Below are 13,635 nucleotides of genomic sequence, written 5' to 3'. Positions count from 1 at the left end.
GACATCGCCCGCTGGCGAGTGCGGGGTAACGCCGAGGAAAAACGCGTAAACCGAGAGAAACATCGGGTCGGCGTCGGGGCGTCCTGTGCCAGGACGCGAGGAGGGTGGCCTTTGGTGCGAACGGCCGGATAGCGGCTACTACAGCCCGGCTCGGTCCTGACGGATCGGTTCGAAACGGCCGCGCGGACTCGCAAAAGCCGCCGCTTCGAGAAGGGCATCCGCAAAGCCCCCTCTTCGTGGGAGGCGGGCCGATGGCGGAAGACCTGACGAATTGCCCCAGTGAAGGGGAATCGGGAACCGATCCGGTCGGACGCTGGTGGCGTGGTCCACGGCTTGCGCTCGCGTCCGGCCCACGGCGCCGACCCGATACACCGCCAACCCTTGTACGTCAGGTCAGCGGATGCGGCGTCCTATAACCGATACGGTTATATTTATCAAGCCGGTCGCCCATTCACCGCGCCTTGGGCGGATTGGGATAAGCGATCACCAGGGCCAGCGGCTCCGCCCCCTTCTGCCAGATGCCCACCACCGCGCCGCGGTAGAGATAAGCCGCCATGCCCGGCCTGAGGGCCGCACGCTTGCCGTCCGAGACGACCTCACCCTCCCCTGCGGTGACGTAGTAGACCTCGTCATGGTCGATGGGATGTTCGCCGATCGCCGCGCCCTTGTGCAGCACGCGGCGGCGAAATTCCATCGCACGCGGTCCGGGCGCAGCATCCGAGATCCGATAGGCGGTGCTCATGCCGATCTCACCATGCGGAGGCGCCTCCTCCCGCACGGTATCACGCTCGTCGATCACTGCCATCGGTGGAGCGGGCACCGCGGACACGGCGATGCGCTTGCCTTTGGCCTCCGCGACTTGCGTGACGGAGCGCTGATCGTCCTTCGCCAGCGCGTTGACGCGAATAATTCGCCCCTTTTTGCCGCGATTCTGCTCGGCCGAAACGGTAGCCGAAGTCTCTCCCGGCGCAGCAATTGCTGCGTGCGCAGCAGCGGGGAACAGGAGAACAACAGGAACAAACTGCCCTGCCAGCCTGCGAATTTTCACTTTGCATCTCCCAATGACAGTGGTTCTTGACAGGGCGCCCTCCCTGCGGCAACTATTCATGACACCGGTTACCAAAGCTCGCAAGAATGAACTTGGGAACGGTCGGGCGATCTTGGAGGGTCGTCCGCGATGCCCCGCGAGGGGCAAGGGAGTTGTGTTGCCGGAGAGGATGCGCCGCCACTGCGCGCGTCATTGACACCGGTATCATTCGGCCGTCAGAGGCCGTGGAGGGGATGTTACGATGCGCCATACCATTTCTAGAATCTCGCTTGTGAAGATTGCCCTGTTCGCCGGCAGCGCTCTGGCCATGCCGCAACTCGGGTTCGCACAGGACACCGCCGAAACCGCCGCTGCCGAGCCCGCCCCGGAAGCCACGCCGCAGGACATCATCGTTACCGGCTTTCGTCAGTCGCTGGAGGCCGCGCTCAACGTGAAGCGTACTTCGGTCGCGGCGGTCGATGCGATCGTGGCCGAGGACATGGCCAAGTTTCCCGACCAGAACCTGGCAGAATCGCTCCAGCGCATTCCCGGTATCTCGATCCAGAAGGATGGTGGCGAAGGGCGGTCGATCACCGTGCGCGGCCTGGGCGCGCAGTTCACCCGCGTGCGTGTGAACGGGCTGGAGACGATCGCCACCAGCTCGGACGGCGCCTCCGCCAACCGCGACCGCTCGTTCGATTTCAATGTCTTCGCCTCGGAACTGTTCAGCAGCCTGGTGGTCCACAAGACCGCCGAAGCCACGCTCGACGAGGGTTCGCTGGGCGCGGTGGTGGACCTCAACACCGGCAACCCGCTGGCGGGCAAGACCGGCCTCAGCGCGGTTCTCAACGTGCAGGGTTCGTACAACGACCTGTCCGACAATGTCGGCCCCCGCATTGCCGGGCTGCTGTCGTGGAAGAACGATGCGGGCACGCTGGGCGTCAACGTCTCGGCCGCCTATTCGCATACCGACACCATCGAGAACGGCAACAACTCGGTGCGCTGGTCGCAGGCCTATTTCAACTCGGTCGGCGGCACGCCCTGCTTCTATTCCAACGTCGGGGCGACCGGTGGCACTCCGGTCAATTCGGGCGGCGGCTACCGTCCGTCCGAGGCGTGCGACGCGGCTTCGCTTTCGTTCCACCCGCGTATTCCGCGCTACGGCGTGATCGAGCATGACCGCCGCCGCCTGGGCCTGACCGGCTCGATCCAGTTCGAACCCAGCGATCGTACCAAGATTTCCGTCGACGGCCTGTTCTCCTCATTCAAGGAAGACCGCGCCGAGCAGTGGCTCGAAGTGCTCGCCCGCTCGAACGAGCGCCGCTTCGATGTCGTTAACCCGGGCTATGACGACAAAGGCAACATGGTCAGCGCGACCTTCAACAATGCCTACGTGCGTACCGAAAGCTACTTGCGCAAATCCGAGACCAAGTTCCACCAGATCGGCGCGACATGGGATCAGGAAGTGGGCGATACTTTCCGCTTCACCGTGCTGGGCGGCATGTCGCAGTCAAAGGCCGACATCCCGGTCGAGACGACTATCGCCTATGACAACCGCAACGCCAACGGCTTCAGCTACGACTATTCGAACATGAAGTCGCCGGTGCTCGGTTATGATCTGGACGTCACCAACCCGGCGAACTTCCAGCTCGCCGAAATCCGCGACCGTCCGTCCTATGTACGCAACCGCTTCAAGACCGGGCAGCTGCGTACCGAATGGGACCTGACCGACGGCTTCACCGTCAAGGCCGGCGCGATGTGGCGCCGCTACGATTTCCGCACCCAGCTGTTCCAGCGTGACACCGCCGCCTGCGGCGCCAATGGCACGCGCGATCTGATCCTGGGCGCGGTCACCTGCTCGTCCAGCGTATACGGCCTGCCGGTGACTTCGGGCATTTCCGATCTGGTCAACCTTGGCGATGCCGGCCAGCCGGACGGCACCACCAATTCGTGGATCGTCGGCAACATCGCCAACGCGGCGGACTATACCAACCTTTATGGCCGTACCGCCGTCGAGGATCTGGGCTCCAACCGCAAGGTGCGCGAGACGACATCGGGCGGCTATCTGCAGTTCGACGTCAAGGGTGAGATTTTCGGCCTCGAATACGCGGGCAATGCCGGTATGCGCTATGCCCACACCAAGCAGTCCTCGACCGGATACACCGCCGGCGTCGCGGCAACTGTCGAGCGCAGCTATGACGACTGGCTGCCTTCGATGAACCTGGCGTTCTATCCGCGTCTTGACGTGATCCTGCGCGGTGCGGTGGCCAAGGTCATTACCCGTCCTTCGCTTGGCAACCTCAACCCGGGCGGTTCGGTCGACGGGTTCAACTACCGCGTTACTTTCGGCAACCCGTTCCTCGATCCCTACCGCGCGACCAACTTCGACATCTCGGCCGAGTGGTACTTCGCCCCGCAGGCGCTGTTCTCGGTCGCAGGTTTCATCAAGAAGATCGATAGCTTCCCGGTTTCCGGCACCTATGTGGCCACACTGCCGCAGCTTGGACTTGATCGTTCGGTGCTGGGTGCAAGTACTCCGGCCTTCATCAACTATGATCCCAACCAGGAATACGTGGTGTCCTCGCAGGTGAACGGGCAAGGCGCGACGCTCAAGGGGGTCGAAGTGGCCTTGCAGCTGCCGTTCACCTTCCTGCCCGGCCTGCTCAGCCATACCGGCTTCCAGGGCAACGCCACCTTCATCAAGAGCGACGCCGACTATACGATCACCGGCCCGGCGACTTCGGCCTGCACCCGCACAACCGGCGCCTGCTCCCTTACGGGCGTTACGAAGGACTACAACCAGACCCTGCTTGGCGTATCCAAGAAGGCGTGGAACGCGACGCTTTATTACGACGACGGCAAGTTCAGCATCCGTGGCTCGGTAAGTTATCGCGGTCCCTTCGTTGATGGCACCAGCGCCACATTCAACGTCTTTGAAGGCTATGGTTCGTATACCAGCGTCGATGCGGCGATCCGGTACAAGGCGACGGAATGGCTGGAACTGTCGATCGACGGCAACAACCTGACCGACGAGTATCGTTATCGCTTCAACGATGCCGACGCGGTCCGTAACTACGAGAACAATCACTTCGGCCGCACCATCCTGTTCGGTGCGCGCGCGAAAATCTGACGAAGACGGCAAACCGGGAGACGGCCATGGACTTCGATCGCAGAACCCTGATCGCCGGCTCCCTTGCTGCCGGAGCCCTGAGCAAAGGGCTCATCACGAGCGCGGCGGCGCAGACAGCGCCGCCAGGCAGCCCCGGGGCCCTCCCCCCGGGGCTGCCACAACCGACAGAGACGATCGACCTGTGGCCCAAAGGCGCGCCCGGGATGCCGCGCACGCCGCTCACCGAAAAGTTCGACGAGCGCTCCACCGATGCGCTCATCACCGACCGCGCCGTTTACGGTATTACCCGTCCGCGCATGGCGGTATTCCGGCCCGACCGGCCGAACGGCGCGGCGGTGATGATTACGCCGGGCGGCGGCTACAAATGGATCGTGGTCGACAAGGAAGGCTATGAAATGGCCCGCTGGCTGACGGCGCGCGGCTTCACCGCTTTCGTCCTGTTCTATCGCCTGCCCGGCGACGGCTGGGCCAGCGGCCCCGACACTCCGCTGGCGGACGCGCAGCGCGCCATACGTCTGATCCGCCACCGCGCGCGGGATTTCGCCATCGACCCGGAGCGCGTTGCGGCGATGGGCTTTTCCGCTGGCGGGCACGTCTGCGCCGACCTTGCCGCGCGCTTTTCAGCGAACGTCTATGCCCCCGTCGACGCCGCCGACAAGCTCTCTGCCAAGCCGCTTTGCGCCGCGCCGATGTACCCGGTCGTCAGCATGGACGCGGCGATCGCCCATGCCGGATCGCGCGGCCTGCTGCTTGGTCCCTCGCCTACCCCGGCGCTGGAAGCGGCGCATTCGCCCGACCGGAACGTACCTGCGGATGCCCCGCCGCACTTCCTTGCCCATGCCGAGGACGACGCGACGGTTCCGGTCGAGAATACCTTGCGCCTGCGCGCCGCGCTCAAGGCGCGCGGTGTGCCGGTGGAAACGCACCTGTTCGCCAACGGCGGCCACGGCTTCGGCCTGCGCCGCGCGATCGGCAAACCGGCAGAGGTCTGGCCGGACCTATGGCGTAACTGGGCCCGGACGGTGGGACTGGGATAGGCCCCGATTCAAATCGTACCGATACCGGTTTGCACGGCGATCGCGTCGAACTCGGCCGGCCATTCCGCGCGCCATTCCGCGCGCTGGGCATCGCTGGCCCAAGACCCGTCGATGCCGTTGAGCATCATGGCGCGAAGGTCCGCCACATCGAATCCGAGGTGCGTGTACATCAGTTCCCACGCACCTGCGGGACTGACGTGGTGCAGCGTGGGGTCGTCGGTATTGGGGTGCATTTTCAGCCCCAGCTGCGCCATTCGGCGGATCGGATGGTCAAGCGCCCAGCGATCCGGGTCGAGCGTGCGCAAGTAGTACGAATTGGTCGGGACGATGGTGAACAATAGCCCGCGCTGCGCATAGCTGCGGGCAAGGTCGGGATTGTCAACGATGGTGTAGCCGTGGTCCACCCGGTCCACGCCGATGTCGTCCACCACGGTGGCCACGTTGGTCCACGGCATGCCGAATTCACCCGCATGGGCAGTGGCGCGCAGGCCGTGCCGCTTGGCAAGGGCATAAGCCGCCGCGAACATTTCGGGCGGGCCGTCCGGCTCGCGGTAGTCGATGCCGATGCCGGCCACCAGCGGATCGGGATGGGCGACCACCTGCTCCACCATCGCCAGCGCATCGGCGGCGGGTGCCTCGCGGTCGATGGAGGGGATCAGCAGCGAACTGATGTCGAAGTCTGCCAGCGCCTCGCGCATACCCGAAAGGATGCCGGAAACCGCTGCTTCGTAGGGCAGTCCGGCGTCGCGGATCGTCGCCGTGGGGTTCCAGAAGAATTCGGTGTGGCGGATGCCTCCGGCGGCGGCGTCTTCCAGGTATTCGTAGGCGATCCGGTGGAAGTCCTCAGGCGCCAGCAGCAGGTGCGCTTCCAGTGCGCGCAGCACGCGCAGGACGCCGATCGGCTTGGAGCCCCGGTGGTAGAACCCCTCCACATCCTCGCGGCTCAGCGGCGCGGCGTGCTTCTCCGCCAGATCGAGGAACGTGTCGCGGCGCACCGCGCCCAGCAGGTGGCAGTGCAGTTCCACCTTGGGGATGCGTTCGAAGAAGCTGCGCTGGCTATCCGTCAGCGTCCGGGCAAGCGGAGACGACGGAACATAGCCGATGGAGGCTGGCCCAAAGGAGGCCGGGGTCTGGTCTGCCATATAAGTCCTGGAAAAAAGATCGGGCCGCGCGCTCAATGCGCGGTGGCGGCGCCGTAGAAATAGTAGCCAAGCGGCAATGTCAGGATGAACAGGCCCAGCGGGATTTCCCGCCAGCGCCCCGCCAGCACCTGAACGATCACATGGACCAGCAGTCCGCCCGCGATCCCGGTGCCGAAGCTGTTGGAAATCAGCGTGAGGAGCATCATCGCCATCGCCGGGAACAGGTCGACGATATCGTCTCCCTTGGCGTTACGGATCGTGCCGAGCATGGATATGCCGATGAGGATCAGGGCGGGCGCGGTCGCCTCGCGCGGGATCGCCATCGCCAGCGGCATCAGCAGCAGGGTCAGCAGGAACAGGCCGGCGGCGGTCAGCGGCGTCAGGCCGGTACGCCCGCCCGCTTCCACGCCGGCAGCCGATTCCACCAGCGCGGTTCCGCCCGGCACGCCGACCAGCGGGCCCAGCGTGGCCGCCAGCGAGTCGACCAGGAACGGACGCTCGATGCCGGGCAGGTTGCCCTGCTCGTCCGTCAGCCCGGCCTTGGCGCCGATCGCCAGTGTGGTGCCCAGGGTGGAGAAGAACTCCGCCGCGAAGAAGGTGAACATGTAGGGCAGCGCCACCAGGGTGAACGCGCCGAGCAGGTCGACCTTGCCGGTCACCGGCATGGGCGAATGCGGCAGCGACAAACCGCCGGTAAAGCTGGTGATGCCAAGCGGCACCCCGACCAGCGCCGCCGCGACGATCCCGACCAGCACCGCGCCGGGCACGCGCCGGGCCTGGAGGGCAATGGCGACGGCAAGGCCGATCAGGGCCACCACCGGCCCCGGCTGGCTGAAGTCACCCAGCGCCAGCGCATGGCGCTTCACGTCCACCGACACCAGCCCCGCATCGCGGCAGCCGAGCATCGCGATGAACAGCCCGATCGAGGCGCCAAGGCCCAGCTTGATCTGCGGCGGAATCATGCGCACGACCATCTCGCGCGCGCCCGTCAGGGTGAGGATGACAAAAGCGATGCCCGACATCATCGCGATGCCAAGGCCCGTCTGCCAGGGGATATGCTCCACCTGCGCCAGCGTGACGCCAAGGATCGCCGATCCGCCGATGCCGGGGCCGACGATGAACGGCAGGTTGGCGTAAAGGGCCATGGCAATGCTGCCCACCGCCATCACGATGATGACCCCGGCGGTGACGGCCGCGCGGTCCATCCCGCCGCTGGCCAGCAGCGAGGGGATGACGACGATAAGGTAGGCGGCCGCAAGGAACGTGGTCATCCCCGCGATCATCTCGCGCGGGATGCTTGTCCCCCGCGCAGTCAGCGCGAAGCGGCGTTCCAGCAGGCCCTGCTTCGGGGCGGTCACTTGCGGGCCTGGGCCACGAAGCCGGCGAGGAAGCGCTCCTCGTCGATGGCGCGCACGATGTGGACGGGGCGTTCACCCGCCTTCGGCGCCATTTCCTCGGTCCATACCTGCGGTTCGCCGTAATGCATGCCTGGCATCGTATCGACGTCCATCCGCACGACGAGGTCGTCGGTGACGAGCGAACGGTCGATAGCGACGGCAACGGTCACCTCGTCCCAGAACGGCTGGCCGAGGCGGGCATAGGTCTTCACGTATTTCGCCACGGGGCTTCCCGCGCTGGCGATGCTGTCCACCACCTCGGGCGTCGCTTTCACTTTCGAGCTGACGTTGCCGACCAGCGTGATCGACTTCCACGGCGCCGTCAGCACGATGTGCGCCGCTTCGGGGTCGAACAGGAAGTTGAAGTCCGTCGAATAGTCGGTGTTGGAAGTGGTGCGGGCGAAGGCCGTGTCCAGTTTTCCTGGTTCTATCACGATTTCCTTCGCCAGCTGCGCTATGTCCGGTGCGACCCGAAGAGCCAGCGCAATATTGGTGAGCGGCCCGGCGGAGACGATAGTCACTTTGCCGGGATGGGCGCGAACCGCCGCGATCAGCGCGTCGACCGCGCCGTTCGCCTGCGCCTTGATGCGCGGCGTGCCTTCGGGCATCGGCGGCACAAGGTCAGGCTCGTTGGGATGATAGGTACGGCCCGGGCGGGGCGCATTCCAAGCGCCCTTGAACGGAATGCGGCCGTAGCGCGCCTCCCAGTTCGCCATCTCGGCCTGGGTGCGCAGCAGCGGCATCGAGGCACCCTTGTGCACCGGCACTTCGGGACGCCCCGCGATCTCTAGGAAGCGCAGCAGATGCTGCGTCTCTTCCGTCATCCAGGCATCGCCGGTGACGACGCCGACGCCGATCAGGTTAACCCGGCTGTCCCGCAGCAGCGGGATCATCGACTGGATATTGCTCTGCCCGGGGCCGAGGAAATCGTTGTCGAAGAAGATCATGACCCGGTCGTCCTCGGCGGCCAGTGCCTCGGGCACCGATCCCAGCAACGCCGCGCCTGCAAGCAGTATGGTCAGCAGTTTTTTCATGCGCGAACGTTCCCTAGGTTCCCGGTATTCCGTCGTCCAAGATCAGAGCTTGGCGGTCACGCTGGCGAAAAGATAGCGGCCAAGCGAGTCGTACATGCCCGCATAGAACGCGCCGTTCGACGTCTGCCCGCTGGTGCTGGCGGTGATCGGCGGATCGCGGTCGAAGACGTTGCTGATGCCCAGACGCAGCGTGTACGAACCGGACACGTCGAAGGAAGCTGCCAGATCGAAGTAGTTCACCGCCTTCAGCTTGTAGTCGTAGGGCTGATAGGTGCCGGCCAGGAACGTCGCGCTGCTCGACTTGTCGTTGCGGGTGCCGCCAATGTAGCGCCACGTCGCCGCGAGGCGGATGGCGCCGCTGGGCGCGGTCCAGTTGACTTCGGCGCGGTGGCGCCAGGTCGGGATCGGCTGGCCGCAGGTCACGCCGAAGTAGCCGTCGCAGCGATAGGCCTGGGTGCCGGGCACGATCTGCACTTCGTATTTGTTGGTGCGCGTACCCGAGAAGTTGAAGCCCACGGTGCCCAGATCCGCCTTCACCAGATCGCCAAGGTCCTGCTTCGCGCTGGCCGAAAAGTCGATGCCGGTGGTCTGGAGGTAACCCGCGTTGAGGTTCGTGGTCAGCACGTAGCCGGTCGTCACCAGCGAACCGGTGGCCGGATTACGCAGGATCTGGTCGCAGAAGGTGCCGGCGTTGATGCACTGGCTCAGCGTGATCGTGGCGGGCAAGGTGGTGATCAGATCGTCCACCTTGATGTCGAAGTAATCGACCGACAGCGTCAGGCCGCGCAGGAACGGCGGCGCGATCTGCACGCCGAACGACTTGGTGTTCGACTTTTCGGGCTTGAGGTTCGGGTTACCTCCGACGAGCGCGCCGGAAAGCTGGCCCGCTGCCGGCTCGATCGTGCCGTACTGCGTGGCGGTCACGCCGGACTGGGCGCACTGCGCGAAAGTCGCGGTGGGCCGCACGCCCTCGCACGGATCGGTCAGACGCGCGGTGGTGACGCGCTGCGGACCGAACAGCTCGACCAGATTGGGCGCGCGGACCGCGTGCTGGAAGCTGCCACGGAAGCGGATCGCGTCGACCGGCGACCATTCAGCGCCCGCCTTCCACGCGAAAGTGTCGCCAGCGGTGCTGTAGTGCGAGTAGCGCGCGCCGCCTTCGACGGCGAGGCTCTTGAAGAACGGCCGATCCTCGACCAGCGGCACGCGCACTTCGCCGTAGAGTTCCTTGACGTCGAACGAGCCGGAGATCGGGTATTCGCCGCCCGAGTTGCCGGCCACGTCGCGGCTGGAATAGTGCGTGTCGGGAGTGAACCCGATCCGCTCCTTGCGATACTCGGTGCCCAGCGCGACGCTGATCGGGTTGCTGGCGAACGGACTGGCGACGCCAAGGTCGCCAGTCACCGATCCGCTCACGATCGTCTCTTCGGTAAAGCCGGTACGGGTGAAGGTGCCCTGCACGTAGTTCAGCGCATCGGCGGTGACGCCGGTGGTCGAGAAGATGTTGAGCGGGACGCAGCCGTCCGCCGCGTTCTCACAGACGATCTGGCCGCTGCTGTTGGTCACCGCGCGCAGCGAATTGGCGAAGCTGGCGAGCGATATGTCGCCGGTCAGGCGCGAGCTGTAGTTGGTGCGGCCATACTGCGCGTAGGCGTCGTAGCGCCAGCCGGGCGCGATCTCGCCGCGCACGCCGCCAACCGCGCGGTAGGACGTGTGCTTGGTGTAATCATGGCGCGATCCGCCGGGCGCGTTGCGCAGCGACACGTTGACGGTGGCGCTCTGCGCGTCGGTCAGGCCCACCGAGGTGCACATCAGGTTCTTCTGCTGCGCCGACAGGAACGGGTTGGAGCAGTTGATGCTTTCCGGCACGGTGAACACGCCGGTGGGCGACAGGCGGATGTCGGCCTTGTCGCGCATGAACATGGCCTCACCGTAGAGTTCGAGGGCGGGCGACACCTCGAAGTGGGCGAGCAGGTCGGCGTTGATACGCTCGTCCGGTGCCTGCAGGTCGTAGGTGTTGCCGTTGTTGAAACCGTCCGACGTGCGGTAGGTGCGGAAGGTGTTACCGGTGGTGGGGTTCAGCGTGTAACTGCCGCGCGTCGCGCCGGTCGCCGGGTTGGTCAGCTGGAACTGCGCGGGGTAGGTCGTTGAAGAAAGCGAGCAGGAATAGCCCGCCGCAGTCGCGTTAAGGTTGCAGATCGAGAAGTCGCGCTCGGACGTGCCGACGCCGTCGATGTGGCGATAGCTCACGAAGCCTGTGATGTTGCCTCGGCCATCGGCGAAGTTGTGACCGGCGGTGACCGAGAAGCTCTGCTGCAGGCCGCCCACGGTGCTGCCGGTGGGCACGTCCTGCCCGGCGGCGGTTGCGACCGAGGCGATCGAATTGCCGTTGTCGTGCTGGAAAACGCCCGAGCTGGCGTCGAGCTGGACGCCTTCGAAGTTCTTCTTCAGCTCGAAGTTGACCACGCCTGCCAGCGCGTCCGAACCGTAGACCGCCGAGGCGCCGCCGGTCACCACGTCGATGCGCTCCACCAGGGCGGCGGGCACGTTGTTGATGTCGGCTGCCTGCGCGGCAGAGCGGGCCGGATCGCCCTGCATCAGACGGCGGCCATTGATGAGCACCAGAGTGCGCTGGTTGCCGAGGTTGCGCAGGTTGATCGTCGCGGTGCCGCTGGCGCCCACGGTGCCGCCGCGGTTGCCGCCGCCCTGGTCGGCATAGACCTGCGGCAGGGTGTTGAGCATGTCTTCCAGGCGGGTGACGCCGCGCTGCGCGAGGTCTTCGCTGCTCACCGTCGTGATCGGGCTGACGCTGGTCGCGTTGGGGACGCGGATGCGCGATCCGGTAACCACGATGTCATTGCCGCCCGCGGGACCGGCTTCCGGAGCGGCAGTGTCCTGCGCAAAGGCGATGGCCGGCGAAAGGGCCAGCAGCGAAGCGGTCATCAGCGTTGCGGTACGCATGGCGCGCGATGCCCGGCCTTTGGATGAAACCTGATGCGGTGAACGTGCGGCGACGGCAGACGACAGCATGGAAAACCCCCTTGAGAAATCTCGCGGCCTGTCAGGATCATCCACTGTCCCTGTGTTTTCGGGCGCCACGGATTTTCCGCGTTGATGCGCCGAAAGCCGCCCGGGTTCGCCTCATACGGCCCGGATGGCAGGACAGGAATGAGGCTATGTCGGGCCTTCTATTAATGGAAACTGTTTATATTTATCATTTCATAAAATTGCCTTATAATCGTTGCAACTCCGTCAGGGAATCTGTTGCATGCCGTCCAGACAGCTGCCCGCCGGCCGCATGCCGCTCTCTATCCGGCAATTGCGCTTTTTCGTGGCGTTGAGCCAGAGCGGAAACTTCAGCCGGGCGGCGGAAACCATGGCCGTCTCCCAGCCGGCGCTCAGCGCCGCGATCCGCCAGATCGAACACCTGCTCGACACCCGCCTGTTCGATCGCACCACCCACAGCGTCGTCCTGACAGAGGCCGGGCAATCCCTGCTGCCCCATGCGTGGCGCCTGCTGACGACGGCGGACAACGCCTTTCAGGACATGAGCGACACCTTGCAGCGCAGCCGGGCGACGGTGCGCATCGGCTCGGTGCCCTCGGCCCTGCCCGCCGCCGCGCAAATCGTTGCCGGGATCGATCAGGACGCCCACCGCGTGAACCTGCACCTGACGGACGGGACCAGCGACGCCCTCATCGCGCAGCTGCATCGCGGCGCGCTGGACATGGCCGTCTGCGTCGCCAGCCTTATCGAGGAGGGGCTGGTCTCCACCCCGCTGATCGAGGACGAGATGACGCTGGTGCTATCGCGCGAACACCCGCTGGCCGGCGCCGCGCAGCTGCCATGGAGCGCGCTTGCCGAGATGGAAGTAGTGCACTTCACCAGCGGCAGCATCGGCGAAATCAGCGCGGCCGCCATGCGCGAGAACAACATCGTCCATTCGCGCCGCTACCGGGTAGATCACATGGAATCGCTGTTTGGCCTCGTGGAAAGCGGCCTTGCGGCGGGGGTGATGCCCCGCCTTTACGTGCGCGGCCACGATCATGAAGCGCTGGCGGTCGTTCCGCTGACCCAGCCATCCATCCGGCGCAAGGTGGTACTGCTGCAAGGCGCACGTCTGGCGGCCGAGCACCCTTCCGCCGCCGAGATCGCAGGCTATCTGGCCAAAGCCCTGCCCGGCGGCCTGGCGGCGGTGTGGTCTGGCAACCGCGCGCGAAGCGGCTAGGGCCGGCAGGGCTTGCCTTCATACTGATGGCGGTTGAGCACATAGTCCCGGCCGTTCCAGCGCTCTACCGGAAAGCAGAAGCCGGGACCGCCGATCTCGATGTCGGGCCATCCACCAACGCCCTTCCCGGCCAGGAAGGTAGCAATCCCTTCGCTTTCGGTGACGAGCTTCCAGGTGCCGTCCGCCTGCTTGCTCAGCAATTTGAAGCCCGTTCCCGTATTGCCGAAGCAGTACGTACTACCCTCTGTGAGGACGACTTCGGGGCGCCCATCTCCGTTCAGGTCCTTGACGGTCTCGACAGAGCCAGCGGTGTAACTGGCCGTCCCCGGATCGCCGCACGCATGCCATTTCCCGCCTTGCAGCTTGAACCCGCCCGCACGGAAAGCCGCCGTCTTTTCCGCTGGCGGCAAGGCACCTTGCGCCATCGCCGATGGAGCAAGCAGGCAAAGACCGGCCGCGATGGCAAGATAATAGCGCATGGCACCTTGCTTACACCAAACAAATGGGCGGCGCATAAAGGCAAATACCCACCGTAATTGACCACAGTGTGACAAGACCGCAACATAGGCGCACGAAAAACACGACCTTACAGCATCGTATGTTCGTTTCATGTTGCAGTGCGGCATACTCCACCCTGCGG

General features: G+C 65.2%; 9 protein-coding genes. 3 read left to right on the top strand and 6 right to left on the bottom strand.

The window, feature by feature from the left end; genetic code table 11:
- Window positions 1–451: 451 nt before the first annotated feature.
- The gene (locus V474_RS08860; RefSeq protein WP_059151478.1) at window positions 452–805 is read right to left on the bottom strand and encodes a cupin domain-containing protein; all 354 of its coding nucleotides are present in this window, start codon (window positions 803–805) and stop codon (window positions 452–454) included.
- A gap of 484 nt (window positions 806–1,289) precedes the next feature.
- Here V474_RS08860 and V474_RS08855 point away from each other — a divergent pair, with 484 nt between their 5' ends.
- Both V474_RS08855 and V474_RS08850 read left to right on the top strand, forming a co-directional pair.
- Window positions 1,290–4,157, top strand: a complete 2,868-nt coding sequence (locus V474_RS08855; RefSeq protein WP_059151145.1) for a TonB-dependent receptor — start codon at window positions 1,290–1,292, stop codon at window positions 4,155–4,157.
- Between the two features lie 26 nt (window positions 4,158–4,183).
- On the top strand, window positions 4,184–5,194 hold the full coding sequence (locus tag V474_RS08850) for an alpha/beta hydrolase (RefSeq protein ID WP_059151144.1): 1,011 nt from the start codon (window positions 4,184–4,186) through the stop codon (window positions 5,192–5,194).
- A gap of 8 nt (window positions 5,195–5,202) precedes the next feature.
- Here V474_RS08850 and V474_RS08845 read toward each other — a convergent pair whose 3' ends face one another.
- Genes V474_RS08845 through V474_RS08830 form a run of 4 tightly spaced genes read right to left on the bottom strand, consistent with a single transcriptional unit; the run spans window position 5,203 to window position 11,797 of the window.
- Entirely contained in the window at window positions 5,203–6,336 is a 1,134-nt protein-coding gene (locus tag V474_RS08845; RefSeq protein ID WP_082699689.1) for an adenosine deaminase family protein, read from the bottom strand.
- A 32-nt stretch (window positions 6,337–6,368) separates the two neighbouring features.
- A complete protein-coding gene (locus tag V474_RS08840) occupies window positions 6,369–7,694 on the bottom strand; it encodes an NCS2 family permease (protein WP_059151143.1) in 1,326 nt (441 codons plus the stop codon).
- Window positions 7,691–8,767 carry a nucleoside hydrolase gene (locus tag V474_RS08835; RefSeq protein WP_059151142.1) on the bottom strand — a complete coding sequence of 359 codons (1,077 nt, stop codon included), beginning with the start codon at window positions 8,765–8,767 and terminating at the stop codon, window positions 7,691–7,693. The genes V474_RS08840 and V474_RS08835 overlap by 4 nt, the downstream gene beginning before the upstream one ends.
- A gap of 42 nt (window positions 8,768–8,809) precedes the next feature.
- Complete coding sequence (locus tag V474_RS08830; protein WP_201786015.1) at window positions 8,810–11,797, bottom strand: TonB-dependent receptor domain-containing protein; 2,988 nt, start codon at window positions 11,795–11,797, stop codon at window positions 8,810–8,812.
- Between the two features lie 238 nt (window positions 11,798–12,035).
- Between V474_RS08830 and V474_RS08825 the strand changes: the two genes are divergently transcribed.
- The gene (locus V474_RS08825; RefSeq protein WP_082699688.1) at window positions 12,036–12,995 is read left to right on the top strand and encodes a LysR family transcriptional regulator; all 960 of its coding nucleotides are present in this window, start codon (window positions 12,036–12,038) and stop codon (window positions 12,993–12,995) included.
- Here V474_RS08825 and V474_RS08820 read toward each other — a convergent pair.
- Window positions 12,992–13,474, bottom strand: coding sequence for a hypothetical protein (locus V474_RS08820; protein ID WP_059151139.1), 483 nt, complete (start codon window positions 13,472–13,474; stop codon window positions 12,992–12,994). The genes V474_RS08825 and V474_RS08820 overlap by 4 nt on opposite strands.
- Window positions 13,475–13,635 lie beyond the last annotated feature (161 nt).

It is taken from the genome of Novosphingobium barchaimii LL02 (assembly GCF_001046635.1).
Classification (GTDB): domain Bacteria; phylum Pseudomonadota; class Alphaproteobacteria; order Sphingomonadales; family Sphingomonadaceae; genus Novosphingobium; species Novosphingobium barchaimii.
The sequence above is the reverse complement of the archived record's forward strand: the minus strand, read 5'-3'. Positions and strand labels throughout refer to the sequence as shown.

What these genes read in the sequence shown, in the direction of transcription:
- V474_RS08860 (WP_059151478.1), bottom strand. Translation starts at nt 805, where the DNA reads ATGGCAGTGATCGACGAGCGTGATACCGTGCGGGAGGAGGCGCCTCCG.
- V474_RS08855 (WP_059151145.1), top strand. Translation starts at nt 1,290, where the DNA reads ATGCGCCATACCATTTCTAGAATCTCGCTTGTGAAGATTGCCCTGTTC.
- V474_RS08850 (WP_059151144.1), top strand. Translation starts at nt 4,184, where the DNA reads ATGGACTTCGATCGCAGAACCCTGATCGCCGGCTCCCTTGCTGCCGGA.
- V474_RS08845 (WP_082699689.1), bottom strand. Translation starts at nt 6,336, where the DNA reads ATGGCAGACCAGACCCCGGCCTCCTTTGGGCCAGCCTCCATCGGCTAT.
- V474_RS08835 (WP_059151142.1), bottom strand. Translation starts at nt 8,767, where the DNA reads ATGAAAAAACTGCTGACCATACTGCTTGCAGGCGCGGCGTTGCTGGGA.
- V474_RS08830 (WP_201786015.1), bottom strand. Translation starts at nt 11,797, where the DNA reads ATGCTGTCGTCTGCCGTCGCCGCACGTTCACCGCATCAGGTTTCATCC.
- V474_RS08825 (WP_082699688.1), top strand. Translation starts at nt 12,036, where the DNA reads ATGCCGTCCAGACAGCTGCCCGCCGGCCGCATGCCGCTCTCTATCCGG.
- V474_RS08820 (WP_059151139.1), bottom strand. Translation starts at nt 13,474, where the DNA reads ATGCGCTATTATCTTGCCATCGCGGCCGGTCTTTGCCTGCTTGCTCCA.